The organism is Bacillus infantis, from assembly GCF_020171945.1.
Lineage (GTDB): Bacteria > Bacillota > Bacilli > Bacillales > Cytobacillaceae > Bacillus_AB > Bacillus_AB infantis_A.
The window spans coordinates 228607-253679 of record NZ_JAIVAP010000006.1 but is presented as its reverse complement, the minus strand read 5'-3'; the positions used below and the strand labels follow the sequence as shown (position 1 = coordinate 253679).

Genomic DNA, 25073 nt, shown 5'->3' with positions numbered 1-25073 from the left:
GGCCCCTGCACCTTTCTGCTGTAAGCGGAAGCTGCCAAACAGGCAGGGTCAGGAAGCCTTTATGCAATAGCTTTAAACCGCCGCAAATCCTTCCATTAAGGAAGCCTTTCCAATTCAAGGTTTGGGCGGCTGACGAAGCTGCAAAATAATTTTTTCCAAGTTCTATCCTAATTGTTTATTTTATCACAATCAAACCTTAACTAGAAACATTTTGTAAAAATTATGTAGCATTCCCGCAAAATTTGTCGCTAAATTTCCAATAAAGCAGAAAAAAGCACAAATCCTGTCGGCTGCGCTTTCTTCCTCTCTCATATTCAGTTTCACAGCCTACTGAACAGGCTCGCCTTCCAGTTCCTCTTTTTTGTATTTCATTTTCGTTGCTTCTCCCCCGCGCAGGTGGCGGATCGATTTATGGTAATCAAGTATTTCCTTTACTTCGTTTGCAAGATCAGGATTGATTTCAGGAAGTCTTTCTGTCAGATCTTTATGGACTGTACTTTTGGATACGCCAAACTCCTTCGCAATCACGCGAACTGTTTTCTTCGTCTCCACGATATACTTTCCAATCTTGATAGTTCTCTCTTTGATGTAATCGTGCACACCACTCGCCCTCCCTAAATTGGATGTGAGGAGTGTGAAATGAGACCCGTTTCGCTTTTCGAAATTCTCCATTCCGCACATTCTGATACAACAGCTGGTAGAATCGGCTTTTTTTGCGGCAGAAAGCTGTGCTCTCTAATACTGCAGGGAATAAACATGTCCTTTAGGCCTGCTCTTTGTTGGTGTCAAAACGACTCTGCACCTCATACTCTCTCTTTTGTGTAAGGTTTGTAACATTTTATTAGCTTGGTTGAGATTATATGCACGATTACAGCAATAAGGACAAGGTATGCCGTAAATTATTTGAAAAATCGGACACCAGACTCTCTTTTTTCTATTCTCTACTGGAGATACAATCCAGATTCCTCCTGCCTTTGTCCCCTGGGCTGTAAAGGGCGAAATAACCCTTTTCCGACAGATCCCGACATTTTTCTAGGTGTTTCTTCCCTGCGGTCATTCTCTATCTTTTTTTCGTCTGCTCCTTTTAATAGGAAAATCTTTAATCGTTTCGTTCTATATTTTTGGAGATGACCCGCTCGGCACTGGGCATAAATCCTCCTATGTAAAAAAAAGTATGGTCCTTCCAGCAGGATTGGCCTCGATTTTTTTCATGAGTTTATCCCTATTGCCGGAGGGTATGGATTACCATAGAATGAATTCTGGCTCAGCGTTCATAAATTTGGTTACACATCCAAACTTATCCAAAACATATAAAAAGGCGGGTTAATCAATGAAACATACAGTTACTATGACGAGAAAGGAACGTATAGAAGCAAGCAGGAAAAAAGGCAAGAATAAAGGCAAAAAGAAAGCAGCTGCCCTTTCCCTGTCAGCGGCAGTCACTTTGTCCTCTTTAATGGCGGCTGGCACCGGGCATGCAGAGGCTGAAGAACAAACGGTATACAGCGTGAAGAAAGGTGATTCTCTTTATAGAATTGCAAGAACTTATGATGTTCCTGTTTCCGAACTGAAAACAGCAAATAATCTTACCGGCAATCTTATTTTTCCAGGACAGGAATTGGAGATACCTGAAGCAGGCAGGACGGCAGAACCTTCTGCATCTGACCAGGACGACACACCTGCAGATATTTCCGTCTATACTGTCCAGGCAGGAGACAGCCTCTGGGAGCTGTCACAGCGTTTCAAGACCCCGATAGAGACGATCAAAAGACTGAACGGCCTGAACAGCAATTTCCTCTTGATCGGCCAGAAACTCATTATTCATGAGGAGACTCCTTATGTGGACGCACAAGTGGTTGGGGCAGCAGATAACTTCACGGTGGAATTCAAGACAGAGGACGGATATATTGCTTTAAAAGTGGCATATGGAACAGCCACTGAATATCAAAAGCTCTCAGGCCAAAAAGTATCTATTGCCTATAAAGACGGCGCACTTGTTTCTATGAAAAAATAATATTTCCCGAGAAATTTGTCGATAGCCGCGAAAAAAAAAGCCGTACAGCTTCTCTGAAAAGAGAGAGCCGCACAGCCTTATAAGGAAATCTTGTTAAACGGATTTGGATTTCCCCTCATCCATCCACACTTCCCCATCTTTATAGATCATTTGTTCAGGATAACGCAGATTGATTACTTCCTCCTGAATATTTTTGGATGGAGCCTCGGTGGCCTTCGATACAATGATATTGGTCAAGAAGGCCGCTGCTGCCCCAAAGACGCCCGCTCCTGTATCGATAATGCCCAGGATAGTGAAACCGCCGTACTTCGCGGCAAAGATATAAGCCAAAGTCACACCCAGACCGACAAGAAGCCCGGAGATAACCCCTTTAGCATTGGACCGCTTCCACCAGACGCCAAGAACGAGCGCCGGGAAGAAGGTTCCGGTTGCAAGAGCGAAGGCCCAGGCGACAATCTGGGTAATGGCCCCCGGCGGATTCAAGGCGATCAGACCTGCCAGAAGCGTGGCGGCCACAATCGACCAGCGGGCAACACTGAGCCTTGTTTTTTCCGTGGAATCAGGCTTCCAGACCCGATAGAAAATATCATGTGCAAAGGAAGATGAAATGGCGATCATCAGCCCGCCCGCTGTGGACAGGGCGGCTGCCATGGCGCCGGCTGCAACAAGGCCGATGACAAATACGCCGAGATTGGCAATCTCCGGTGTCGCCATGACGACGATATCATTTGAGATGATCAGCTCACTCCACTGCAGGATGCCGTCCCCATTGCCATCGGCAAGCTGCAGCTTCCCTGTGTCAACCCATGTTTTGGTCCAGGCCGGGAGCTCACTGATGCTGCTGCCGGCAACCTTTGTCATCAGGATAAAACGTGAAAAAGCAGCATAAGCCGGTGCAGAAAGATAAAGCAATCCGATAAAGAGCAGGGCCCAGGCCCCTGACCAGCGGGCTGCCTTCATTGTAGAAACTGTATAAAAGCGGACAATAACGTGCGGCAGTCCTGCTGTCCCCGCCATCAGTGTGAACATGAGGGCAAGGAACTGCCATTTAGTGCCGTTCGTAAACGGAGCGAAATATTCTGAGATTCCCAGCTCCCTGTCAAGCTCACCCATCTTGCCGACGAGCTCGCCATAGGAGATCCAAGGCAGCGGGTTATTGGTAAGCTGCAGGGACATAAAAATAACAGGGATCAGATAGGCAATGATCAGGATGATATATTGCGCCACCTGTGTCCAGGTAATTCCCTTCATCCCGCCGAAAGCGGCATAAAAGGCGATCAGCACTACACCAATCATAGTACCGAGCTTGGCATCGATCTCAAACAAACGGCCGATTACCACACCGGAGCCTGACAGCTGGCCAATGGAATAGGTAAATGAGATGACGATTGTACAGATGGCGGCGATGACCCTTGCAGTATGGCTGTTATAGCGGTCACCGATAAACTCCGGAACAGTATAGCGCCCATACTTGCGCAGCTGCGGCGCCAATAGGAACGTCAAGAGCAGGTAGCCGCCCGTCCAGCCCATAATATAGGCGAGGCCGTCGTAGCCGAGCAGCATGATCGTCCCGGCCATCCCGATAAAGGAAGCCGCACTCATCCAGTCGGCGCCGATTGCCATTCCATTGAAGATCGGCGGGACACCGCGTCCTGCCACATAAAAATCCGAGGTGGCACGCGCCTTATTATAGACCGCAATACCGATATATAAAGCAAATGTAGCCAGTATAATTGATAATGAGACCAAAAACTGTGTATCCATGTAATCCCCCTTAAAGGTTTCTATCTACACAAAAGCATATTAGTGGTCCAGCACCTTCCCTGAGCTGATCTGTTCGTTTTTATCCTCATCAATCCCATATTTGCGGTCAATCGAATCACTTAGTTTGGCATTCACGAATAATAGAATGATAAACGTGATGACCGCTCCCTGTGCACCCATGAAATAATGGAACGGGAAGCCGTTGATCGTTATTTCGCTGAGCGGCTCTGCAAAAAGCACTACCCCGTACGAAACGATGAACCAGATAGCAAAATAGATGATCATGTTTCTCGTTTTTTCGCGAAAATAACTATCTGCAGTTGCCTTATCGATTTTCTTCAAATCTTTGCACCTCGCAATTAATGGATTTCCCCTCATTTGGAAGCGTATTCAATTTCCGGCTCAATTCCCTCCTTTTTAAAGAGTTATATTCTAATCGGCCCGCCTAATCATGAGGCAGTTCCGGATCAGCTAAGGCTGAAAATAAACTTGATGGTATCGAGAAACGGCGCAGGGACCAGGATGATTTGTACGAGGAAGTAAACGAAAATCCCCAGAAAAGGAATCGCAAGGAAGATGGTCTTCTTCTGGCGCAGCGCAAGAAAAAGGCAGAATGCTGTCAATAGAAGTACAATAATAAGAGTCGGCAAGTGGTTCCCCCCAATGCTGTTGAATTAATAGACTAAATTTTATGAAAATTTTAACTATATTATCACTTGAAACTCTCTCGGGGTCAAGATAAATAGGCAGATAAATTTCTTGCTAGTCCCTAAAAAAAACGGGGACAAGAATCTGTCCCCTACAAAGCCTCTATCATCAGTTTCACTGCTTCCTGCAAATCGCTGTCAGACCAGCTTGGCAGGCTGCGTTTGCTTTTGGCGGCGAGCTGGTGGGAGGCCGGGATGTGGATGAATCCAGCCGGAATCTCCCTTCCGCTCTTCTTTATTTCATGCAGGATGGTGTACATGACATTATTGCACAAATATGTTCCTGCTGTATTTGAGATCTCAGCCGGCAGACCGTTTTCTTTTAATCTGTTGACCATCTTCCTGATTGGAAGAGTGGAGAAATAGCCGTCCGGACCTTCCTCTTCTATCGGCGAATCTTCCAGTCTTGCACCGCTGTTGTCAGGTTCTCCGTCGCGGCAGTTGATGGCGATCCGCTCTGGCGTGATGCTGTTCCTGCCTCCCGCAAGGCCGAGTGAAATAACAGCATCCGGCTGGTGCTCATGGTAAGCTTCCAGTATTTTTACCGGTGATTCTTTAAAGTCGACAGGGAGAAGGACTCCTGTGATTTCATAGTCTCCGATCTTTTTTCCGTTAAGGGCTTGAACAACCTTTTCCGTCGGGTTGATCGGAAATTCCAAAAAGGGCTCAAAGCCTGTCAAAAGCAGTTTCTTCATCATGCTCCTCCTTTACCAGCTGGCAATCGTTCCGTCTGTGCGCGGCTCTGTTCCGCCTGTCAGCACGCCTGTTTCAGGGTTTCGGGTGATAACCTGCCCCCGCCCGAAGCCTCCTGAGTCGTACGCCACCTTGATTTCATGCCCTTTGGCAGCAAGCTGCTTCACGAGATGGTTTGGCATTGTGTATTCAACCTCTATCTTATTGCCTTCAGTCCACTGCCAGCGGGGCGCATCAAGGGCTGCCTGCGGATTCAGATTGAAGTCAATCATGTTCATGGCTACCTGTACATGGCCCTGCGGCTGCATGTATCCGCCCATTACGCCGAATGGCCCCACTGCGTCGCTGCCTTTCGTGATAAAGCCAGGAATAATGGTATGATAGGTCTTCTTGCCGGGTGCAAGGGCATTTTCATGGTTTGGATCAAGGGAGAAATCATGCCCCCGGTTCTGCAGGCCGATTCCGGTGCCTGGCACCACCACACCTGAGCCGAATCCCATATAATTGCTCTGGATAAACGAAACCATATTCCCTTCACTATCCGCCGTTGACAGATAAACTGTGCCGCCCTTTGGCAGGGAGCCCGGCTCTGGAAGGCGCGCTTCGCCCGTAATTTTTCTGCGTGCTGCCTCGGCATATTCCTCGGAGAGAAGATCTTCTACTCTCGTTTTCATGAAGTCAGGGTCTGTAATATAAGTCTTGCCGTCTGTAAACGCCTGCTTCATCGCTTCCAGCTGCAGATGGAGCTGTTCCGCATCTTCACGATGGGTGAACTCATAGCCTTTTAAAATATTCAGGGCCATCAGCGCTACCAGTCCCTGGCCATTCGGCGGGATTTCCCAAATATCATAGCCGCGGTAGTTCACAGAAATCGGATCCACCCATTCAGCTTTATAGCCTTCCAGATCCTCTTTGGAAAGGAAGCCTCCGCCCTCTTCAGATGCCTTGGCAATCTTATCGGCAATTTCGCCGCGGTAAAAGCTTTCAGCGTTCGTTTCCGCAATCGCTTCGAGCGTTCTTGCGTGATCCTCAGACTTCCACATTTCACCGATTTCCGGAGCCTTGCCATTCGGCGCGAACACCTTGAACCATTCTTCATATTCAGGACTTGTAAAGCGCTTTTTATAAACCTTATGTGCTCCTGCCCAATATTTCCCGAGAATCGGAGAGACAGGATAGCCATGGCGCGCATAGTCGATGGCCGGCTGGAGCACCTCTTTTAATGGAAGGCGGCCAAACCGCTCTGACAGCTCTGCCCATGCAGAAGGGGCACCAGGAACCGTGACAGGCACCCAGCCATGCGATGGCATGGTTTCATGACCCTTTTCCTTAACCTTCTCAATACTGATGCTTTGCGGGGACGGTCCGCTTCCGTTCAAGCCGTACAGTGACTCATTCGTCCATACGAGTGCAAATGCATCGCCGCCGATCCCATTTGAAGTCGGCTCTACGACCGTCAGGCAGGCAGCAGTCGCAATTGCCGCATCAATGGCATTTCCGCCTTTTTTCATTATGTCGAGCCCAGCCTGGGCAGCAAGGGGCTGGGAGGTCGCAACCATCCCGTTCCTCGCAATTGAAGCCATCCGCTGTGACTGATATGGATATGTAAGATTTGAAGACAAATTCTTTTCCCCCTCTATTGACGGTGCCAGGCACCAGCTAGGCAAAACCTTCGCCTTGCGAAATATTATACCAGAGAAAAGGGGGAAATGTCGAAAAATTGTGAATGAGTGAGTATTCTGTTGAATGGTTTGCGGAGGATATTGGGCTTATTATGGCAAAAAGTACAGCTGCTTTGGCGGCAAGGGGCGTCAGTACTATGTACCTGCACATCTGGAGGGACCGGAAATTGCGTTTATTAGCAACTTTTTGAGTTTATTAGCAACTTTTTCTGGATATTAGCAACTTTTCCTTTTTATTAGCAACTTCCCGGATATATTAGCAACTTTCCCATTTTATTAGCAACTAGCCCCAAAGAGCAGCAAACACCGGCGATCGAGCCAGCCAGCCCAGCCGACTCCCCACCCACAACGAAAAAACCCGCCATCATCACGGCGGGCTTTTCCATTCTTATTACGCGTTTTCGTTATTCAGGCTGGCGTCAGATGAATCATTGGACTCTTCTTCCTGATCTCCGGAATTGTTTTTGTCCTGATCTTCTTTATCGCCTGCATTTTTGTCTTCTTTATCTTCTGCTGCTTTATCGTCTTCAGCAGCTTTTTTCTCATCTGCTGATTCTTCTGTTCCAGTTGCTGCATCGTCGGCTTCTTCACCTTCAGCTGCTGCATCGCTGTCATTTTCTTCAGCGGCACCGCTGTCGTCGGCTGCACCTGTGTTATCAGTCGGGGCAGCTTCCTGAAGCGCGCTTAATGGCTTATTGAAGTAGTCAAGCGGGTTGACAGGTACATTGTCCTTGCGGATTTCAAAGTGTACATGGACGCCTGCTTCTTCGTTAAATAGGCTTTGGCCGGCTTTTGCAAGAGCTTGTCCTTGTTCAACCTGGTCGCCTTGTTTTACACTTACATCTGTAACAGATTGATATTGTGTTACAATACCTTTGTCATGCTCGATTTCGATGACATTTCCTAACAGCGCATCTTCATCCACTCTAGTCACAGTTCCGCTCAGGGCTGCTTTCACTTCAAAGGATTCGCCATCTTTTTGGGCGATATCAATTCCAGTGTTCGGATGGTACGTGTTATTGTAGAAAACCAATGCTGCTTCCTGTTCTTCTTTCTTGCCTGTGTAATCATAGAACTGCTTTTGGATTTCGACTGAATCCTGGTCGGCTACCGGCATTACAAAGTTTTCCATTGAGCGGGTTACTTCTACTGATGGCTCATCGTATTTCTTCTCGGCAACATCAGTATCGCTGTAATCATACTCATCTGTCGCACTGTTCGAGTTTTGATACCAAAGAACCGCGGTTAGAATGATTGCTGCGCTCGCCAGATAGATAGCCGGGAATGCCCACCTTTTTTTCATAAAGCGCTTGAAACCTGAATCTTGAGAAGATCGTTGCTTTTCTTCCTCTCTCATTTATCATCACCTCAGCAATCATTCTGAACAGATTGAGGGTTTTATATACATACCGGAAAAAAATTTTTTAATGCTTATTTTTCGACAAAGCTTTCCGCTTTATGCATGAAAGATCAAAATAATTCTAAGGAGAAAAATAATGAAGTGGATCATACGAATTTTGCCCCTCTTATATATGGGACTGATCTGGTTTTTATCAAGCATGCCTTCTGATGCCGTCGTCGCCTTGCCTGATTCAAAGGTCGATAGCTTCCTGAAGGAATCTATGCATCTGATAGAGTTTGCCATCCTTTATATCCTTTTGGTGCTGGCCTTTTTGACCGGAGGCCGTCTTACTAAAAAGCTAAATATCATCCTCGCCGTCATTGCCGCCCTGTACGGCGTGACAGACGAAATCCATCAATCCTTCATCCCGGCACGGTCTTCTTCGCTGATCGATGTGGCCAAGGACTGGATTGGCGTGGCTGCGGCTTATTATTTTGTCTATCAGGCCAGGTTCGGTGGGCGCTTCAAGCTGCTTGCCAGCTTTTTAAAAAGAATAGAGGATATAAAAAAATAGGACTGGGGTCAGGCCCCAGTCCTATTTTTGTGCGGTTATTTTTGTCAAAGCCTGCTCGGCTGACGCAATTTCGACGCCTTTATAATAGTATGTGACGATATCCTTGAAGGTTTTCCCTTCTGCTGCCATCCCGTTTGCTCCGTATTGGCTCATGCCGACACCGTGTCCGAAGCCTTTCGTGGTGATGACAATATTATTGCCCTTGCGCTCCCACGTGAAGTCGGTGGACCTAAGTCCGAGATCTGTGCGAATCGTTGTACCCTCCAGAACCTTTCCGTTAATATCCACCTTGCCGACCCTCTTACCGGCCGTTCTTTCAATTACGGTGCCAATCGTGTTGTCAGCAGGCAGCTTTACGCCGAGCTTTGCTTCAAATTCTGCAACTGTGATCTCTTTCTGTGCCTGGTACTTAGGTGTCCCTACATCCCATGGGCTTTCCACACTTTTCAAATATGGCATGGCATTGGACCACACTTCTTCCGAGCTTTCGGTATATCCGTTTGCCGTGGAGAAGAATTGGGCTTCAATCGGTTTTCCTTCATATGTCAGGATCTGTCCGCTCGTTTCGCTCACGGCCTCTTTGATCTTTTTTATCTTCCAGCTGTAATCCTTTTGCCAGATTTTTTTCAGCTCAGCCTCATTCTTATAGACCTGATGGTTCTCCGTATCGGTTACGATCGCTCCATCCGGCAGCCCGTCTGTCACCTTGCCCATCATTTGCCTGACAATATAGGTCCTGGCTGTCAGTGCCTGTGCCTTCAGGGCTTCTTTTTCAAAGTCGGCAGGCATTTCAGAGGCGACCACCCCGACTACATAATCCTCAAGAGGAAGCGTTTCTACTTTTTTGACCATCGTGCGGTATACAGACACGTCAATTGCCGGCCCGGCAGGCTTGGCAGCTGCTGGCGGCTTTTCCTGCTGCTGAAGCTCTTCGCCCAGCTTTCCGCTGACTTTTGCATCCTTGAATGGGAGGACAAGCAATGTCGGGATCATCAGGGTTGTTACGAGCAGTAGGGCGGATAGTAGTAGGATCGGTTTAAATTTAATCATGAATTATGCCTCCATATCGAATGATTGTCAAATAACCAAATGGCCATCTCCATTCATTCATATGGCTGCGGACAAGCTTTTATGACAAGAATCCTCAGATGGGAGAAGGCTTTTGCCTTGAGGCCGGGCCAGTATTAAGAATAGATTACATTCAGCATAATCAGTCGTAAAAACAGCTCCGCTGCATAAAATCAAAAAACCGCAGAACCTTATCGTCGGATATCAGACAACAAGGTTCTACGGTTTTATTGAACATATTCCGGAATGCAATTAAGCATTCATATCGGATACGTAAGTTTCTTCAGTAATGGTTTCTTCCACTTCTGTGATGCGTTCAATGTCAGCGCCAAGGGCTGCCAGTTTGTTGTGGAAGCCGACATAGCCGCGGTCAAGGTGCTTAAGCTCTGTTACACGGGTAACGCCGTCAGCGACCAGGCCAGTCAGAATCAGGGCTGCTGCTGCACGAAGATCGGTCGCTGCAACTTCTGCTCCCTGCAGATTGGATGGACCATTCATGACAACGGAACGGCCTTCAATCTTTACTTCAGCATTCATCCTGCGGAATTCCTCTACATGCATGAAGCGGTTTTCGAATACCGTTTCAGTGATCATGCTGGTTCCTTTTGCACGAAGCAAGAGGGCCATCATCTGGGACTGCATGTCAGTCGGGAAGCCAGGGTGAGGCATTGTCTTGATATCAACAGCCTTCAGCTTGTCAGGGCCGATGACACGGACTCCTTCGCCTTCCTCGATGAAAGTGACACCCATTTCCTCCATTTTGGCAATCAGGGATGTCATGTGTTCCGGAACTGCATTCTGTACCAGCACATCTCCGCCTGTGATAGCAGCTGCTACCATGAAGGTTCCTGCCTCGATGCGGTCAGGGATGATGTTATGGACTGCTCCGAAAAGCACGTCAACGCCCTCGATCTTGATTGTACCTGTACCTGCACCTTTTACTTTTGCCCCCATTTTATTGAGGAAGTTAGCGAGGTCAACAATCTCAGGCTCTTTTGCAACGTTCTCGATGATTGTTGTGCCCTTTGCAAGGGTTGCAGCCATCATGATGTTTTCAGTTGCCCCAACGCTCGGGAAGTCCAGGTATATTTTTGCTCCCTGCAGGCGGTCTTCTACTTCCGCTTCAATGAAGCCATTTCCTACTTTTACCTTAGCACCCATGGCTTCAAAGCCTTTCAGGTGCTGGTCGATCGGACGTGATCCGATGGCACAGCCTCCTGGCAGTGCGACACGGGCACGGCCGTTGCGCGCGAGCAATGATCCCATTACGAGTACAGATGCGCGCATTTTGCGAACATATTCAAACGGTGCCTCAACCTTAAGCTCTCTTGATGCATCCACGATGACTTCGTTATTTTTAAACTCCACTTCGGCGTTTAAATAGCGTAACACTTCATTGATGGTATATACATCGGAGAGAGTCGGCACATCACGAATTACGCTTTTTCCATCACTTGCTAACAGTGTAGCGGCGATAACAGGCAAGACAGCATTTTTTGCTCCTTCTACTTTAACAGTACCGCTTAGCCTTTTTCCGCCGCGGACGATGATTTTTTCCAAAGTGTATTCCCCTCCGCGTCCAATTTCTCTATATTAATATTCAATCGTAATGATTGGTGTTCCAACTACAAGGGTAGTCTTTCCGCCCAATCCTTGAGTTCTTAATCCAATTTGTAAATTCATCTCATCATTGTTGCTTTCAATCGACCCGGCAAACATTGGAGAATACGCCGATGCTGATATAAAAGAACTTTCTTTTAATGACTCAATTTCCTTTGCATCAAAAGCTTTCATCAATTCATTTACATTATCAGGCAAAGTCTTTTTCATCTTATCACCGAACTCGCCTTTAATACAAGAGAAAATTGTGGCATTTCCACGAAATATGTCGGAGAGCTTATCGGAAAGTTCCTCTTTTAGGAAGGTCTCCGTTTCCTTCCCCCAGCCATGGCCTGTGGCCTCATAAATTAAATACGTATGAGCCTTGCCATTTGTGAGGGTCGTTAGAATTTTTATGCTCTCTTTTTTATTTTCGTCTGCCTGGAAAACCGCTGTATACTCGGCTTTATCCTTGCTGGAGCTTGATGTCCACTCCCACTCAGGATACTCTGCCTTCAATTTCCCGGCAAGCGTTTCGGCGTCCCGAAGATTTTCGACATTTTCCATATTTTTTCTTGCATGAATCGTCCAGTCCTGAATCAAAATATCTTTGTTTTGAAGAACCGAGGCCATAGTCAATAGGTCATGCTTTCCGAAAGCTACAGTCGTCTTATTCCCAAGGTTTATAGTAACAAAACCAATAATAGCGATAATTACAAAATAAAGTGTAAACTTTTTCATCCTGTATCTCACTCCCCTTATTACCATTGTTGCCAAGCTGGGAGAGAGCATACCAGGGAAAAGTCGTCACTTTTTGACAAGTGCAGAAGCCGGAAAGCTCACATTATGTGTATACGTGACTTTTTTCACAAAAGTGCGCATATGTATTTACAGCAAGCAAGCTGCTGACATACAAAAAAGATTTTACTAAGTTTCCTGCTGGAATGGAACATGCGTGAAGACCTATATTTCGCTTTTTGCGCTATCTAACTCATCTTTTATTGGAGAATGAGCGGCAGCTGCTGAGACCATAGCAGATAGTCCAGGAAAAAATTGCTGACAATCGATCCAATGACGATGGAAAGCATGACGAACAGCACTCTTGCCTGGAACACATGATGGGCTCTCAGAAACTTTTCATAGTTGACTGACTGCAGTGCCCACCAGGCAATCGCGATGAAAAACAAGTGTGAGATGATGCTTAGTAATGCCTGCTGGCCGAAGCCTGAAATCATTTGGCAATCCCCCTAGGAACTTTCATTGAGTACTTAGATTGTAGCACCAATTGCTTCGTAAATGAACCGGCACAATCTGCTCTTAATGATAGACGAAGCGGATGCCTCCTTTCATTTGACGTAAGCTCCCCTGCAAAGGTTTCACGCATTTATAGAAAAAAATAAAAAAGGAGACTGGTGCTTTTCACCAGCCTCCCTTTCTTCTTATTGAAGAAAATCAGCAAATTGATTGAAGTTGCTTTGCAGAAAATCAATGGCCAGGTTTGGCAGAATTCCAAACACAATGACCGCACAGGCACAGATGCCAATGACAATGGATACGGTAGCAGGCTGGGCAGGCTTCTCCTGGTTTGCCGCAGGCCGGAAGAACATCTGCGTCAGGATCCCAAAATAATAATAGTAGGAAACAACGGTTGCGGCAATCATGATCGACACGAGCACATAGTGGGCCGGCTCCGTCATGAGGGCACCTGTAATGATATTGAGCTTTCCGATAAATCCAGCCGTCCCCGGGATGCCTGCTAAAGAGAGGATGAATATCCCCATCGCGGCAGCAAGCAGCGGCGACTTTTTATAAAGGCCGGAAAAAATGCTGATGTCTTCTGATCCTGCTTTTTCAGAAACAGCCTGGATGACCGCAAAAGCCCCGAGGCTCATCAGCAGATAGGCGCCCAGATAGAACCACAGCGAGTCGAACATGAATACCGATGCAGCCGAAATGGCGACAAATATATAGCCGGCATGGGCGATGCTTGAGTAGGCAAACAGCCGCTTGATATTACGCTGCCTCAGGGCGATGACATTCCCGGCGATCATGGTTGCGCCTGCCAGGAAGGCCATATAATCCTGGACCTTGATGATGAGAGGCAAAGAGCCCGGCCCTTCTGACGGTGCAGACAGGGCTATGACGAGCACCACCCGTGCAATCAGTACAAACCCTGCTGTTTTTGAAACGGCACTCAGGAAAGCAGTGACCGGAAGCGGAGCTCCCTGATAAACATCCGGCGCCCACATATGGAAAGGCACAGACGCTATCTTAAAAGCGAGCCCTGTCAAAATCATGAAAAAGGCCAGCCCGACAAGGTACAAGTACTGGGATTCCGTGATGGATGACAGCGCCAATCCGATTTCCTTCAGATTGGTCGTGCCGGCAAGACCATACAAATAGCTCATCCCAAATAAGGTGATCGCAGTGGAAATCCCGCCATTTATTACATATTTCATGGCCGATTCATTGGACTGCAGATTCCTTTTCTGCATGCCGGCCAGGATATAGGAAGAAATCGACAGCAGCTCGAGCCCTGTGAAAAGGGTGATCAGGTCTCCGCTTGACGACATCATCATCGCCCCAAGAAGCGCCGTCAGAAAGAGATAATAAAACTCTCCCCTATACTCCTCCAGCCCCTCTTTCCCTCTATATCCGAGGGCGAGCAGCATGACAAAAGCAGAGCCGATCAGGAGCAGGATTTTGAATGCCTTGGCAAACGAATCGAGGCGGAAGGTGTCAAAAAGGATTGATTCCGTCTCATTCCCAAGCAGGCCAAGAAGGGCAGCCAATGCACCAAGTATGCCGGCCAATGCAAGCCAGCCAAGGATCTGCCTGTTCTTTTTAGACGGCATGAACAGATCGATCAGGGTTAGGATCGCTGTGCTGCCAAGAATGATGAATTCCGGTGTCATCAAGAGCCAATTATATGAAAGCAATGTTTCCAGATCCATCCTTCATCACCCTCCCATTCCTGGCAAAATCGTTTCCAGCACCGGCTGAAGCGGCCCGCTGATAGCGAGCGGATACACGCCGATCAGGACGATGGCCCCAACCAGGATCACCGCCGGCATCAATTCCAATACTTTGAGGTCCGTAACGTTCCCATAGTCGGACCGCGCTTCCCCGAACGTCATTCCAAGGACAGCCCTCAGCAGATAGACAGCTGTCAGGATGATGCCCAGTGCGGCAACAGCAGCCACTGCCGGCCGGTTTTCAAACAGGCCGAGAAAGGCCATGAATTCACTGATAAATCCGGACATGCCGGGCATGCCGAGCGAAGCCATCGCCCCGGCGAGCAGGAAGCCGGCCGCAAGCGGCATCTGCCGGGAAAGCCCGCCAAGCTTCTTGATGGAGGAGGTCCCGACCCGCTCATATAAAGCACCGACAAGGTAGAACAAGAGCGCAGAAATCAGTCCATGGGAGACTACTTGAAAAATGGCTCCCTGTACGCCCGCTTCATTTAATGCTCCTAATCCGATTAGGACGATCCCCATATGGGAAATAGAAGAATAGGCAAGCACTTTCCTGAAATCATCCTGGATAAAAGCAAGGAATGCCCCATACAGGAGATTGACTGCACCGAGTATGCTGATCAGCAGGCCGAGCTGCTGGAATTGCTCCGGAAAAAATCCGAGGCCAAAGCGGATGAGACCGAAAGCCCCGATCTTCAGCAGGATGCCGGCATGCAGCATCACAACCGACGCCGGCGCCTCTGCATGAACACGGACCATCCAGCTGTGAAGCGGAAAAATCGGCAGCTTGACGCCGAATGCAATCAGGAGGGCAATGAACAGCCCAAGCTTCAGCTCCTCAGAGAATGGCGAAATCGCCTGTGCTCCCCCCTGCATGACGATTTGAAGCTCTTGAATATTGGCCGTTCCGGTCCTGGCAAACAAGACAATAAACACGATCAGCAGGATGGCTGAACCGAGGCCATTGTAGATCAGAAAGCTGAAGGCTGCTTTTTCTTTTTCAAACAATCCCCATTTTCCGATCAAAAAGAACATCGGGATAAGCGTTATTTCAAAAAACAGGAAGAATAAGAACAGATTCTCTGCGGCAAAAACGCCAAGCATCCCCGTTTCCAGCAGAAGGAAAAGCATAAAATACCCTTTCCATTCTTTAGTGATCCGGAATGATGCTGCCGCAGCGAGCAAAGCAAGCAGGCTGGTGAGCAGAATCATAATCAACGAGAAGCCATCCGCCCCGAGTTCATAGCCAATCTTAAAATAATCTCCAACCAGATCAGGATGGCCAAATTGGAACCAGTCTGCTCCTTCATCCAGCTCTTCCAGCCCTGCCCCTGAATGGTACGTAAGGTAAGCAGCAAGGGAGAGAATGGCAGCCGGCAAGGCTGCGGCCAGCCCTATCCACTTTATAGCCCTTTCTCTGTCCTTTGGCACTGCCAGGAGCACAAGCAGCCCTGCTAAAGGAGAGAATACCAGCACAGATAGATAATAAGGAAATGTCATTTAAAGAACCCTCCTGTCAAAGCAAACACAGCTGTCAGGATGGCAAGGCCAATAAAGGCGGCTGCCCCATAAGTCTGTACCTGCCCATCCTGGAGTCTGGAGCCTGCTTTTCCAAGGCCCTGCACTGCAGAACCTATTCCCTTTACGGCTCCTTCTACAATGAAGGTTTCGATATAATGAAGGAAAAGGCTGAATACCTTCATTCCCTGCACAATGCTGAGGCGGTAGAATTCGTCCACATAAAATTTATTCAGCAGGATGCTGTGGGCGGAAGGCAAATAGCTGCTGAGCCAGGTGCGCGATACCGTCCTCCTGCCGTACATCAGCCAGGCAAGTATGATGCCGGCAAGCGAAACGGCCGTCGCCGCAATCATGATCCAGACGGGTGCCTCAACATGGCCATGCCCCAACAGGTCATTTCCCTCCGTAAGCCATTCGCCGAGGAAGGAACCGAACCATGGGGTATTCACATAGCCTGCAAAAATAGCCAATATTCCCAGCACAATCATCGGGAAGGTCATCACACCCGGTGATTCTTGAACGTCTTCTGTTTTTGTCCGCGGCTCGCCGGCAAAGACCATGAAGAACAGCCGGAACATATAAAATGCGGTGAAAAAGGCGGCCAGCAATGCGAGCCAGAACAGGAAAGTATTTCCGTGCACCCAGGCAGACGCAAGTATTTCATCTTTGCTGAAGAAGCCGGAAAACAGCGGCACACCGCTGATGGAGAGTGTCCCGATCAAAAACAGCGGCGCGGTCAGTTTCATTTTTTTCCATAAACCGCCCATCTTCTCAATATCCTGTGTATGGACAGCATGGATGACACTCCCTGCCGCGAGGAATAGAAGCGCTTTGAAAAAAGCATGTGTCATCAGGTGGAACACCCCGGCCGTGTAGCCGGCAGAACCGAGGGCAAGCATCATATAGCCAAGCTGGCTGACAGTCGAATAGGCCAGCACCCTTTTGATATCCTTCTGGACAAGACCGATGAGGGCGGCAAACACAGCCGTCCCTCCCCCAATGACTGCGACCGTGAATAATGCTGTTTCGCTGGCTGCAAAAAGCGGGAAAAGCGCAGCGACCAGATACACACCCGCTGCCACCATCGTTGCAGCGTGGATGAGTGCCGAAACCGGGGTCGGCCCCTCCATTGCATCCGGAAGCCATGTATGGAGCGGGAACTGTCCTGATTTTCCGACTGCTCCGATAAAGATCAATATCGCTGTCAGCGTGATCATCCCTTCAGAAATGGCACCTTCCGTAACAGCAGCAAAGATCTCGTCATACTCAAAGCTCCCTGTCTGCCAGAAAAGCAATATCAGCCCGATCAGAAGGCCGACATCGCCGATCCTTGTCATGATGAAGGCTTTCTTGGCAGCCTGCTTTGCTTCAGTTTTGTAAAAATAGAAGCCGATCAGCAGGAAGGAGCCGAGACCGACAAGCTCCCAGAAAATATAGGTCTGCAGGAGGTTGGGCGACAGGACCAGGCCAAGCATGGCAAAGGTGAAAAGCCCAAGGTACGCGTAAAAGATATGGAACCTCCCGTCCCCGTGCATATAGCCTTTTGAATACATATGTACAAGAAAACTTACCAGAGACACAATGATCAGCATTAATGCGTTCAATTGATTGACTTCATACCCCGCTGTGATCTGCAGTCCGCCGATTTGAAGCCAGATTCCTTCCGCCTTGAAACTCGGGGAGGCAAATCTGTCAAACAGGACGAACAGGGATAACACAAAGGAGGCAAGGCTTAAGATCATCCCGATATAGGCGCTCGCTTCCTTGAGCCTCCTGCCGAAAAGCAGGAGTATGACAAATGATAACAGCGGGAAAAGCGGTATGATCCATGCACTTTCCATCAATATCACGATCCCCTTTTGCACACCGCAAGCCGGCATGCTGGATGGAGGCGGGCAGCAGGCAGCGTGTATCCATTCTTCTGCCGGGCACAGCCTCTTTCTATCTGCTTGTTCCGATCCAGCGGTCATCCGCTGATTTTTCCAAAGAGCTAATGTTTCATAGTATCCATTTCATCAATGTTGACAGTCCTGCGGCTCCGGTAAAGAGAAATGAGGATGGCGAGGCCGACCGCTGCTTCCGCTGCAGCAACAGCGATGGCAAATAAGGCGAATACCTGTCCTGTGATCGACGGGACCATCCCATATTTGCTGAACGCGACAAGATTAATATTGACCGCATTCAGCATCAGCTCAATGGAAATGAGGACAATGACGGTATTCCGTTTCGTAAGAGCCCCGTATAATCCGATGCAAAATAAGATGAGTGCCAGTGCAAGATAGGCTGAAACAGGTACACCTGTCATCCTTCATCACCCTCCGTTCCCCCATCATCCTTCCTCGCCAGGACAATGGCCCCGACCAATGCAACCAGGAGCACCACTGATGTCAGTTCAAAAGGAATAACAAATTCGGAGAATAAGCTGATCCCGATTTGCTCTGTATTGTTTTCATGAAGCAGTACCTCCTGCTCCGGGAACTCAAGGTTATAGATGCCGATATACACACTGAAGGCAAAGGCCAGGATCGCCAGAAATAATAGAATCCTGCGCAGGCGGCCGGCTTTCTGCTCACTTTGGTCATTGTGGCGGGTAAGCATGATGCCAAACAGCATGATGATCGTGATGGCACCAGAGTAGATCAGCACCTGGACAACAGCAATGAATTCAGCAGACAAGAGTATATAAATGCCGGCTATGCTGATAAAAGTAAACACAAGCGCGACCACCATATGGACCACTTTCTCAAGATTGATCAGCAGAATGCCCCCTGTCACTGCAGCGATGGCCAGCCCTAAAAAGGCAAGCAGCTCTCCTGAAAATGTCATGCTTTATTCACCTGCCGTATGTTTTCATCATTCTCATCAAGCCATTCAAGGTTTTTGAACAGCTCATCACGGCTGTATTCTGCCAGCTCAAAGTTATTGGTCATGATGATTGCCTCGGTCGGGCATACCTCTGTACATAGGTCGCATAAGATGCAGATCTCGAAATTGATGTCATAGGTGTCAATGATTTTCCCTTTTTTCGCAGGGTCAGGGTGTTTCTTGCCTGTCAGCTGGATGCAATCCGTCGGGCAGATATTGGCGCACTGATTGCAGACGATGCATTTTTCCGGATAGAATTTCTGGATGCCCCTGAACCGGTCCGGAAGCGGCAGCGGCTCTTTCGGATAATTATAGGTGACTTTTTTTCTTGCCAGATTACTAAGGGTATATTTGAGTCCCTTTGCCAGTCCCAGCATGCTTTTTCACCCTTTCTATCAGTCTGGAATATTAGCGGCATTCCCGGCATCTGCGCCGGGCTGCATTTTAGAAGAATCTGATCAGCTCTTTAATGACCGCGGTCAGGAATATATTTGCCAGGGCAGCCGGCAGCAGTACCTTCCAGCCGAACTCCATCAGCTGGTCTGCACGGATGCGCGGGAAGGTGACCCTGAACCAGATGAGCAGGAAGATGACCAGGCTGAATTTAAGGGCAAACCAGACTGCACCGGGAATGAAGCCAAGGAACGGCAGCGGGAGCCAGCCTCCGAGAAACAGCACCGTGGTCAGGGAAGCCATTGCGAAAAAATACACATATTCCGCGAGCATGAAAAATGCCCATCGAAACCCTGAATATTCCACATGGAAGCCGGCAACAAGCTCCGATTCCGCTTCCGGGAGATCAAAAGGCGCCCGGTTCAGCTCTGCTACTGATGCGATGATGAAGATGATGAACGCGACCGGCTGCCAGATGATGAACCAGCCGCCCCGCTGAGCCTCGACTATTTCATTGAGATTCAGGCTCCCTGTCAGGAGAACGATACCGAGCACAGACATGACGAGGGGGATTTCATAGGAAATCATCTGTGCGGCCGCCCTCATGCCGCCGAGGAGCGCGTATTTATTATTGGATGCCCATCCCCCGGCCACAATCCCGATGGTTGTCAAACCGGAAATGGCAATATAATAGAGCAGCCCGACACCGATGTCGGCGAACTGGAATTTATCCGTGAACGGGATGACCGCCAGGACCATAAAGGCCGGCGTGAAGGCAATGACCGGTGCCAGGATGAACAGCGGCCGGTCGGCCAGCTTGGGGATGGTGTCCTCTTTTATCAGCAGCTTCAGTACGTCAGCCACTGTCTGCAGCAGGCCCCACCGCCCGCCGACCTGGTTGGGCCCCTGCCTCAGCTGCATAAAGCCCATCACTTTCCGTTCTGCCAGGATGGCATAGGTGACAAAGCCGAGCACGACAAGCAGAAGAACAGCCGCGAGCGCGAAAAAGATGCCAAAGTTCAGAAGGCCGGGTTCTGAACGGAGCAGTTCATTGACCATCAGCCGTCCACCTCCCCTAGTACAATATCAATCGCTCCTAAAATAGCAATCAGATTGGCGATGTTCTCCCCCTCCAGAAGCTTCGGAAGGATTTGCAGATTATAGAAGGAAGGCCTCCTGAATTTCAGGCGGTACGGCTCCTTTTTCCCGTTGCTGGCAATATAGCAGCCGATCTCGCCGCGCGGCGATTCAATCCTTACGAAGGCTTCACCCTTCGGCGCTTTGATGATTTTCGGAACCTTTGCCATGAAGTCGCCATCCTCCGGGAATTGCTCTGCAGCCTGCTCCAGTATTTTAAGAGACTCTTCTATTTCCTCAAGCCGGCAATGATACCTGGCCCAGGCATCCCCGCCTTCCCGGACAGGCACATCAAACTGGAAGCGGTCATAGATGGAGTAAGGCTCATCTTTGCGAAGATCCCATTTGACGCCTGTACACCTGAGATTGGCGCCGCTCAGCGAGTAGCTGAGGGCCTCCTCTTTCGTGTAGGTGCCCACTCCTTTTACACGGTTCATGAAAATTTCATTTCCTGTGACAAGATCGTGATAGCCTTTCAGCTGCTCCCTCATATAAGGCACAAATTCTTTGACCTTCTCGATCCAGCCTTCCGGAGCATCCCATTTGACGCCCCCGACACGCATATAGTTAAAGGTCAGCCTGGCACCGCACAGCTCGTTCAGCATATTGATGATCATTTCCCGTTCGCGGAAAGCATACAGGAAGGGGCTAACCGCCCCGATATCGAGCAGATAGGTCCCCCACCATACCAGATGGCTTGCAATCCTGCCGAGCTCCATCGAGATGACGCGGAGGTATTCGGCCCGCTCCGGGATTTCGATGTTCATCATCGTTTCCACTGCATGGACGATCACATAGTTATTCGTCATGGCAGCCAGATAATCCATCCTGTCTGTATAAGGGATGATTTGTGTATACTGAAGATTTTCAGCCAGCTTTTCTGTACCTCTGTGAAGGTAGCCGATGACAGGCTTAGCTTCTTTAATGATTTCTCCGTCTATTTTGAGGACGAGCCGGAAAACACCGTGCGTACTGGGGTGCTGCGGCCCGACATTCAGGAGCATTTCCTCTGTTCGCAGCATCGGCTACACCTCCACATCGTAGGGTTCATAATCTTTTCGGAGCGGATGGCCGATCCATTCTTCCCCGAGCATGATCCGGTACAGGCCTGGATGGCCCTTGAAGCTGATGCCGAGCAGATCATATGCCTCGCATTCGGGCCAATTGGCCCCTGCCCATAAAGACGCCAGCGATTCTATGACAGGGTCTGAACGGTCTATCTTTGTCTTCAATGCCACCGTCTGGCGGTTTTTATAAGAATACAAATGCACATAGACCTCCATATGGGTTTCAAAGTCAGTACCATGCAGCTCGGACAGATAGTCAAAGCCCAGCTGCTCGTTATAGCGCAGGAACTCTGCAATCCTGAAATATGTATCCTGCCTTGCGACAAGAGTCGGAACATCTTTTGAAAGCCTATTAATATAGGATTCTTCCAATACATCCCCTCCGAGATGTTCTTCAATTACCTTTGTGTACAGATCAAGGAAAGGCTGGTTCGCGGAAGGAGGCTGTTCTGCCTCAGGCTCTGCGGCCGCTTTAGTGCCTCCTGCCGCCCTTGCTTTGGCAGCTGCGGCGGCTTTTGCCTTTGCTGCAGCGATTGCCTTTGCTTTTTCATCATCACCGCCGGCTCCTGATGCTTTTGCGGCAGCTGCAGCTTTCGCTTTTGCTGCTGCTGCGGCTTTCGCCTTGGCGGCTGCAATAGCTTTAGCCTTTTCGTCATCTCCGCCTGACTCCCCGGCTTGCTTTGCCATAGCAGCCGCTTTTGCCTTTGCCGCGGCGGCTGCCTTGGCTTTCGCAGCGGCTGCTGCTTTTTTCTTTGCAAGCTCCTCGTTCCCTGCTGCCTCCCCTCCTGATTCCTGTTCCTTAGCTTTCATTTTTGCGAGGGCTGCGGCTTTTGCTTTGGCTGCAGCGGCTGCTTTCTTTTTCGCGAGAATTTCTCCTTCTTCTTCTGCTGCCTCAGCAGGGCTGCCCTCTGCCTTGGCTGCCTGTTCTTTTGCTTTCATTTTTGCGAGGGCTGCAGCCTTGGCTTTGGCTGCTGCTGCGGCTTTCTTTTTGGCGAGATCATCTTCCGGCTCATCTGGAGCAGGGGCCTCTGTCTGGGCTTCCTGTTCCCTGGCTTTCTTTTTAGCAAGGGCTGCGGCCTTCGCCTTGGCTGCTGCAGCAGCTTTCTTCTTTGCCAGATCTTCCTCTTCCGGTTCCTCTGGCGTGGAGGAGTCTAGCTGGGCTTCCTGTTCCCTGGCTTTCTTTTTCGCAAGGGCTGCGGCCTTCGCTTTGGCTGCTGCTGCGGCTTTCTTTTTTGCCAGGTCTTCTTCCGGATCTGAAGCTTCTTTTAATTCAGCCTGTTCCGCTGCCCGTTTTTCTTCAAGGCGCTTTTTGGCGATTGCTTTGGCCTTTTCTGCTGCCTCTTTCTTCAGCTGCTCTTTATCCTTTTCATCGCCCATAAGCTTAGATCACCCGCTTCCCGGTCTTTGCTTCATATCGGATTTTTTCCTTAAGCTTGTTGATTCCGTAAATCAGGGCTGCCGGATTTGGCGGACAGCCTGGTATGTATACATCCACCGGGACGATCTGGTCGACGCCTTTTACAACCGAATAGGATTTTACATAAGGTCCTCCTGCCGTTGCACACGAACCCATGGCAATCACCCATTTAGGCTCAGGCATTTGATCATACAGGCGGCGGACGATCGGAGCCATCTTCTTTGTGACGGTACCGGAAACGATCATGACGTCCGATTGGCGCGGCGAGGTACGGAAAAAGGATCCGAACCGGTCAAGGTCATAGTGGGAGGAACCCACTCCCATCATTTCAATTGCACAGCAGGCAAGCCCGAAGGTCATTGGCCATAAAGAGTTGCTCCTGGCCCAGGCTTTGATTTGTTCGAGAGTGGCCATAAATACGTTCCGCTGCAGCTCCTGCATTTCTTCCGGTGTGATATTCTCAAGCTTCAAGTCCATTTGAGCACCTTCTTCTTCCATGCATAGATTAGTCCGATGACCAGCATAATGGTAAAAATGAGCATTTCAATCAGGGCAAATATTCCGAGTTTTTCATAGGCGACGGCCCAGGGGTATAAAAATACGGTTTCAACATCGAAGATGACAAACATGAGGGCAAAAATATAATAGCGGACATTGAACTGCACCCTTGAATCATGGAATGGTTCAATCCCGCTTTCATATGTGGTGTACTTTGCTTCTGACGGCTTGTTGGGGCGAAGGAGCTTTCCCAGGAATAATGCGACCACAGGAAGCAGGACACCTAGACATAGAAATACGAAGACAATCAGATAGTTATTTTGGTATAAGTTCAGCAAATCCATGTCTTTTCCTCCTAAAACACGTGAATTTTCAAAACTTTTAGAAATGTAATCGTTATCATTATAGCATCGTTGGTTTTTACTGTCGATAAAGCTTATGTATTATTTGGAAATATCGAGGCTCTTGTACATTTTACGCAGATTTGTTTGAGTTATGACGTAAGTTTTTGTGATATAGGGAATGGGGGGTTAGTAAAATAATTTATTGGTTGTGGGCTTATTCTAAAGGAGAGTGGGTTTGTGGTGGTAATGGGGCTGTTGATTTCCGTTGCAGGCACTTCGCTTTCCGCGGGGCGAAGTTGAGCCTCCTCGCGCTTGCGCGCTGCGGGGTCTCAACATTTCCGCTGCAATCCCGCAGGAGTCTTCGTGCCTTCCACTGCAATCAACAGGGTTTTTTAAAATTAGTTGGACTTAAGATGAATTTGCAGTGAGCTGGAAGAGAAGAATGATTTCGTTTTACTTTCCCCATTTTTAATTATAGTTTTTCTTTAAAATGAGGCTGTTGATTTCCGTTGCAGGCACTTCGCTTTCCGCGGGGCGGCGCTGAGCCTCCTCGCGCTTGCGCGCTGCGGGGTCTCAACATTTCCGCTGCAATCCCGCAGGAGTCTTCGTGCCTTCCACTGCAATCAACAGGGTTTTTTATAATTTTGAAGGATTCATGATGAAAAATAACCGGAGAAATTACCCCTATTTTCAAAAAAACTATAAAAATGACTCAAATAGACGGAGAAGTTCCGTCTATTGACTCTAAAAACTGGAAAATGGGCAACTTTGCTCCTCTTAACCGGAATTTCTCCGCTTATTTAGACTCACCCGTATCATATTCAGCAACCTAACTGGAAAATCTCCGCTTATTTTAAAGCTTGCTGTCACTCATTCAAGTAAGTATAAGACTTCCATTTTTCAAAACCTTACCTTCTCTATCCTTCAACTTTACTTTTCGAAAAGAGCCAAAAGAAAAAACCCCCGGCATTTACCGGAGGTTTTTATAATTATATTCTTCTTTCAGCAACTGAAATACGGTTGACTGCCCGCTGTAAGGCTAGTTCGGCCCGTTTGGCGTCTATGTTTTCGCGCTTTTGATCGGCGAGGCGCTGTTCGGCGCGGTTTTTGGCGCTTTTGGCACGCTCGATATCAATTCCTTCTGATTGCTCAGCGGATTGCGCTAGGATCGTTACTTGATCCGGACGGACTTCGATGAAGCCGCCATTGACTGCCAAGAGTTCAGTATTTCCGCCATTCTTCAGGCGGACGGCTCCAATTTGCAGCGGTGCGACCATTGGAATATGTCCAGGCAGGATGCCAAGCTCGCCGCTTTGAGCTTTGGTGCTGACCATGTCCACATCTGATTCGTACACCGGGCCATCGGGAGTAACAACACTGACTTTGATCGTCTTCATTTTTTACCCTCCTGGT

26 protein-coding genes are annotated in these 25073 nt (G+C 48.8%); 3 read left to right on the top strand and 23 right to left on the bottom strand.

The window, feature by feature from the left end:
* Positions 1–327 precede the first annotated feature (327 nt).
* Positions 328–600, bottom strand: a complete 273-nt coding sequence (spoIIID, locus tag LCM00_RS12350) for a sporulation transcriptional regulator SpoIIID (RefSeq protein ID WP_009792667.1) — start codon at positions 598–600, stop codon at positions 328–330.
* A gap of 730 nt (positions 601–1330) precedes the next feature.
* On the opposite strand from spoIIID, the gene LCM00_RS12345 reads away from it, so the two are divergent.
* Positions 1331–2014: a LysM peptidoglycan-binding domain-containing protein gene (locus LCM00_RS12345; RefSeq protein WP_224902150.1), complete on the top strand. Its 684-nt coding sequence runs from the start codon at positions 1331–1333 to the stop codon at positions 2012–2014.
* Positions 2015–2107: 93 nt separating this feature from the next.
* Here LCM00_RS12345 and LCM00_RS12340 read toward each other — a convergent pair whose 3' ends face one another.
* The 5 genes from LCM00_RS12340 to ggt all read right to left on the bottom strand — a co-directional run bounded on the left by LCM00_RS12340 (position 2108) and on the right by ggt (position 6761).
* The gene (locus LCM00_RS12340; protein WP_224902147.1) at positions 2108–3778 is read right to left on the bottom strand and encodes a sodium:solute symporter family protein; all 1671 of its coding nucleotides are present in this window, start codon (positions 3776–3778) and stop codon (positions 2108–2110) included.
* A 39-nt stretch (positions 3779–3817) separates the two neighbouring features.
* The gene (locus LCM00_RS12335; RefSeq protein WP_101549662.1) at positions 3818–4120 is read right to left on the bottom strand and encodes a DUF4212 domain-containing protein; all 303 of its coding nucleotides are present in this window, start codon (positions 4118–4120) and stop codon (positions 3818–3820) included.
* Between the two features lie 125 nt (positions 4121–4245).
* Positions 4246–4428, bottom strand: coding sequence for a hypothetical protein (locus LCM00_RS12330; protein WP_009792661.1), 183 nt, complete (start codon positions 4426–4428; stop codon positions 4246–4248).
* A 149-nt stretch (positions 4429–4577) separates the two neighbouring features.
* Positions 4578–5180: a pyroglutamyl-peptidase I gene (gene pcp, locus LCM00_RS12325; RefSeq protein WP_224902143.1), complete on the bottom strand. Its 603-nt coding sequence runs from the start codon at positions 5178–5180 to the stop codon at positions 4578–4580.
* A gap of 12 nt (positions 5181–5192) precedes the next feature.
* Positions 5193–6761: a gamma-glutamyltransferase gene (gene ggt, locus LCM00_RS12320; protein ID WP_224902297.1), complete on the bottom strand. Its 1569-nt coding sequence runs from the start codon at positions 6759–6761 to the stop codon at positions 5193–5195.
* A gap of 143 nt (positions 6762–6904) precedes the next feature.
* On the opposite strand from ggt, the gene LCM00_RS12315 reads away from it, so the two are divergent.
* Positions 6905–7051, top strand: coding sequence for a hypothetical protein (locus LCM00_RS12315; RefSeq protein ID WP_224902140.1), 147 nt, complete (start codon positions 6905–6907; stop codon positions 7049–7051).
* Between the two features lie 200 nt (positions 7052–7251).
* Here LCM00_RS12315 and LCM00_RS12310 read toward each other — a convergent pair whose 3' ends face one another.
* Entirely contained in the window at positions 7252–8217 is a 966-nt protein-coding gene (locus LCM00_RS12310) for a M23 family metallopeptidase (RefSeq protein WP_224902137.1), read from the bottom strand.
* Positions 8218–8356: 139 nt separating this feature from the next.
* Here LCM00_RS12310 and LCM00_RS12305 point away from each other — a divergent pair, with 139 nt between their 5' ends.
* Positions 8357–8776 carry a VanZ family protein gene (locus LCM00_RS12305; protein WP_224902134.1) on the top strand — a complete coding sequence of 140 codons (420 nt, stop codon included), beginning with the start codon at positions 8357–8359 and terminating at the stop codon, positions 8774–8776.
* 21 nt (positions 8777–8797) lie between these two features.
* Here the strand turns inward: LCM00_RS12305 and spoIID are convergent, their stop codons facing one another.
* The 16 genes from spoIID to LCM00_RS12225 all read right to left on the bottom strand — a co-directional run bounded on the left by spoIID (position 8798) and on the right by LCM00_RS12225 (position 25057).
* Complete coding sequence (spoIID, locus tag LCM00_RS12300) at positions 8798–9826, bottom strand: stage II sporulation protein D (RefSeq protein WP_224902131.1); 1029 nt, start codon at positions 9824–9826, stop codon at positions 8798–8800.
* 270 nt (positions 9827–10096) lie between these two features.
* Positions 10097–11404 (bottom strand): UDP-N-acetylglucosamine 1-carboxyvinyltransferase, encoded by a 1308-nt coding sequence (gene murA / locus LCM00_RS12295; RefSeq protein WP_129612982.1) that lies wholly within the window; start codon positions 11402–11404, stop codon positions 10097–10099.
* Between the two features lie 33 nt (positions 11405–11437).
* Entirely contained in the window at positions 11438–12184 is a 747-nt protein-coding gene (locus LCM00_RS12290) for a YwmB family TATA-box binding protein (RefSeq protein WP_224902126.1), read from the bottom strand.
* Positions 12185–12441: 257 nt separating this feature from the next.
* A complete protein-coding gene (locus LCM00_RS12285) occupies positions 12442–12678 on the bottom strand; it encodes a DUF1146 family protein (RefSeq protein WP_009792651.1) in 237 nt (78 codons plus the stop codon).
* Positions 12679–12882: 204 nt separating this feature from the next.
* The gene (gene nuoN / locus LCM00_RS12280; RefSeq protein WP_224902123.1) at positions 12883–14397 is read right to left on the bottom strand and encodes an NADH-quinone oxidoreductase subunit NuoN; all 1515 of its coding nucleotides are present in this window, start codon (positions 14395–14397) and stop codon (positions 12883–12885) included.
* A 6-nt stretch (positions 14398–14403) separates the two neighbouring features.
* On the bottom strand, positions 14404–15918 hold the full coding sequence (locus tag LCM00_RS12275) for an NADH-quinone oxidoreductase subunit M (RefSeq protein WP_224902120.1): 1515 nt from the start codon (positions 15916–15918) through the stop codon (positions 14404–14406).
* Positions 15915–17783, bottom strand: coding sequence for an NADH-quinone oxidoreductase subunit L (nuoL, locus tag LCM00_RS12270; RefSeq protein WP_224902293.1), 1869 nt, complete (start codon positions 17781–17783; stop codon positions 15915–15917). Before nuoL ends, LCM00_RS12275 begins: the two co-directional genes overlap by 4 nt.
* A 146-nt stretch (positions 17784–17929) precedes the next feature.
* A complete protein-coding gene (gene nuoK / locus LCM00_RS12265) occupies positions 17930–18244 on the bottom strand; it encodes an NADH-quinone oxidoreductase subunit NuoK (protein WP_009792646.1) in 315 nt (104 codons plus the stop codon).
* Positions 18241–18765 (bottom strand): NADH-quinone oxidoreductase subunit J, encoded by a 525-nt coding sequence (locus LCM00_RS12260; RefSeq protein ID WP_224902117.1) that lies wholly within the window; start codon positions 18763–18765, stop codon positions 18241–18243. The genes nuoK and LCM00_RS12260 overlap by 4 nt, the downstream gene beginning before the upstream one ends.
* Positions 18762–19181, bottom strand: coding sequence for an NADH-quinone oxidoreductase subunit NuoI (gene nuoI / locus LCM00_RS12255; protein ID WP_009792644.1), 420 nt, complete (start codon positions 19179–19181; stop codon positions 18762–18764). Before nuoI ends, LCM00_RS12260 begins: the two co-directional genes overlap by 4 nt.
* A 67-nt stretch (positions 19182–19248) precedes the next feature.
* A complete protein-coding gene (gene nuoH / locus LCM00_RS12250) occupies positions 19249–20256 on the bottom strand; it encodes an NADH-quinone oxidoreductase subunit NuoH (RefSeq protein ID WP_224902113.1) in 1008 nt (335 codons plus the stop codon).
* The gene (locus LCM00_RS12245; RefSeq protein WP_224902110.1) at positions 20256–21356 is read right to left on the bottom strand and encodes an NADH-quinone oxidoreductase subunit D; all 1101 of its coding nucleotides are present in this window, start codon (positions 21354–21356) and stop codon (positions 20256–20258) included. Before LCM00_RS12245 ends, nuoH begins: the two co-directional genes overlap by 1 nt.
* Positions 21357–21359: 3 nt before the next feature.
* The gene (locus tag LCM00_RS12240; RefSeq protein WP_224902107.1) at positions 21360–22778 is read right to left on the bottom strand and encodes an NADH-quinone oxidoreductase subunit C; all 1419 of its coding nucleotides are present in this window, start codon (positions 22776–22778) and stop codon (positions 21360–21362) included.
* Positions 22779–22782: 4 nt separating this feature from the next.
* Complete coding sequence (locus LCM00_RS12235) at positions 22783–23295, bottom strand: NuoB/complex I 20 kDa subunit family protein (RefSeq protein WP_022544498.1); 513 nt, start codon at positions 23293–23295, stop codon at positions 22783–22785.
* Positions 23286–23660, bottom strand: a complete 375-nt coding sequence (locus tag LCM00_RS12230) for an NADH-quinone oxidoreductase subunit A (RefSeq protein ID WP_129612989.1) — start codon at positions 23658–23660, stop codon at positions 23286–23288. Before LCM00_RS12230 ends, LCM00_RS12235 begins: the two co-directional genes overlap by 10 nt.
* 989 nt (positions 23661–24649) lie before the next feature.
* On the bottom strand, positions 24650–25057 hold the full coding sequence (locus LCM00_RS12225) for a F0F1 ATP synthase subunit epsilon (RefSeq protein WP_148975692.1): 408 nt from the start codon (positions 25055–25057) through the stop codon (positions 24650–24652).
* Positions 25058–25073: the final 16 nt, after the last annotated feature.